At 43.6% G+C, this 2308-nt stretch carries 2 protein-coding genes; one reads left to right on the top strand and one right to left on the bottom strand.

Features of this window, described 5'->3' with window-relative positions; translation table 11 throughout:
* The coding region (locus tag GRP75_RS24695; RefSeq protein WP_160790644.1) for a 2Fe-2S iron-sulfur cluster-binding protein at positions 1-872 on the bottom strand (872 nt) is incomplete at its 3' end.
* 640 nt (positions 873-1512) lie between these two features.
* Between GRP75_RS24695 and moaA the strand changes: the two genes are divergently transcribed.
* The coding region (gene moaA / locus GRP75_RS24690) for a GTP 3',8-cyclase MoaA (RefSeq protein WP_160790643.1) at positions 1513-2308 on the top strand (796 nt) is incomplete at its 3' end.

The following is a 2308-nucleotide window of genomic DNA, read 5'->3' as shown; positions in this document are numbered from 1 at the left end:
GGTTGTACCTTCAAAATTTTGCGGCCTTTGGTCCAAACCTCAAAGCTGCAACCCACACCGCAAAACGTACAGACGGTTTTCGTTTTTTTCGTACGGGTTTCACGCATTGCTGCTTCGACTTCGGAAATAGCAAAAATCCCACTATAGCCCGGCTCCACTTCCTTTATTAAATCCACCATCGGATTTAATAAATCCTTGTTCATGCCACTCATGAAGCCTGCTTCTCCCAGCATAGATTTCTCCATCAAGGCATTGCATGGGCAGACGGTTACACACTGACCGCAGCTGACGCAGGAGGAATCGTTAATCGCAACCCTGTCATCCCATATGACGCGAGGGCGTTCAGCTTCCCAGTCGAGGGACAGCGTTTCATTGACCTGAAGGTTTTGGCATACCTCTACGCATTGGCCGCATGCAATACATTGATTGGGGTCATATCGATAGAAGGGATGAGACATATCTACTTCTGCCGGGTCAACTTTCGGTTGATACGGATATTTTTGATGTTCAATCTCCATAAGCTCTGCTGTATTATGCAAAGTACAATTACCGTTGTTGTTATCGCACACTGTGCAGTAGAGGAGATGATTTTCTAGCAATCGGTCCATAGCCTCGGTTTGAGCTGCTTTCGCGCGATCCGAGTGTAAATGAATATTCATTCCATCCGAAGCCAGTGTTGAGCAGGAACGCATAAGTTTTCCGTCCACTTCCACGATACATGTGTCACAGGTGCGGATCGGATCGACTTCGGGAACGTAACACAGCTGGGGATGAGCGATGTTGTTTTCGTTAATCACTTCAAGGATCGTTGCGCTGTTCTTCGTTTTCAGTTCCTGTCCGTTTAATGTAATTTTGATCGTACTATCAGTCACGGTTCAGGCTCCTTTCAGATTTTAAATTTAAAAATTAGGAATAAAAAAACTCCACCATAAACACAAGTGCTCGTGTTTCAGCACTTGTGTTTATGGTGGAGTAGTGACCAAGCTCTAGGTCCTGGAGGCCAATCCGCCATTTGAATATGTATTAATAACAAACAGTACGCACCGTCTGTATATCAATAACTTCTGAATAACTTAGATATGTCATTTTCTGCATGTCATCTCGTGTAACTATAACGTAAAATTTAAGATAGTTCAACGGTACATTATTAATTTTTTAATTGATAATGATTATCGTTTGAGAAATCGAAAAATCATTGACAAACGTTCCAGGATTGCTAACAATAGGAATGTAATCTATTTCAGAGCAATCGTAAATGGAGTGTGCGTGGGAACCGCGTATATTTTATTTGTCGCAGCGCTTGTTAGTTTGATTTTTCTATATCACATGAAGTGGGATTCGTAAAATCCTGATGTAGATAAATTAACCGGCATTTAGCAGATTCTTCGATATTCATAAGCGAAGAAGTTGTTGTGATGCCGGTTTTTTGGTTCAGTATAAAATGAATGGAAATACCGTCCCAATTTAGAGTGTAAAGAGTTTTATTAATGAAGACGGATTGAGGTGAACAGGATGGCGAACCGGAGCGACGATCAATGGAATCGTCCGTTACGGGACTTAAGAATATCCGTCATAGACCGATGTAATTTTCGGTGCCGATATTGTATGCCGGAAGAAATATTTGGCCATGACTATCCGTTTCTGCCAAAAGAAAAGATATTGACCTTTGAGGAAATTACGCGCCTTTCTCGTATTTTTGTCTCGCTGGGCGTTACGAAGCTACGTATTACTGGTGGCGAGCCGTTGCTGAGGAAAAATTTGTCCTTGCTTATTCATTCGTTAACTCAACTCGATGGGGTTGAAGATATTGCAATGACGACAAACGGCGTATTTTTGCCTAAATATGCTGTAGCACTGCGAGAGGCGGGACTAAAGAGAGTGACGGTTAGTCTGGATTCGCTCGATGATGATCGGTTCCGCCAAATGAACGGGGGCAGAAGCAGTGTAAAGGCGGTGCTGGATGGTATTGAGGCTGCGGCTCAAGCAGGGATGCAGGTGAAAATAAATATGGTCGTGCAAAAGGGCTTTAACGATCAGGATATTGTTCCCATGGCCGATTATTGCCAAAAGGAAAAGCATATTTTACGTTTTGTTGAGTTTATGGATGTAGGCAACACCAATGGCTGGAAATTGGATCAGGTCGTTTCCAAGCAGCAGATCATCGAAGCCATTCACGAGCATATGCCGTTAGAGCCTGTCCCACCCCAGTACAAAGGTGAGGTGGCGACGCGCTACAGGTATCAGGACAGAGACGGGGAAATCGGCATTATTTCGTCTGTTACGGACGCCTTCTGCTCCACATGTACAC

Origin of the sequence: Paenibacillus sp. OT2-17 (assembly GCF_009827695.1) — a bacterium.
Classification (GTDB): Bacteria; Bacillota; Bacilli; order Paenibacillales; family Paenibacillaceae; genus Paenibacillus; species Paenibacillus polymyxa_B.
This window is presented reverse-complemented; position numbering and strand designations above follow the sequence as displayed.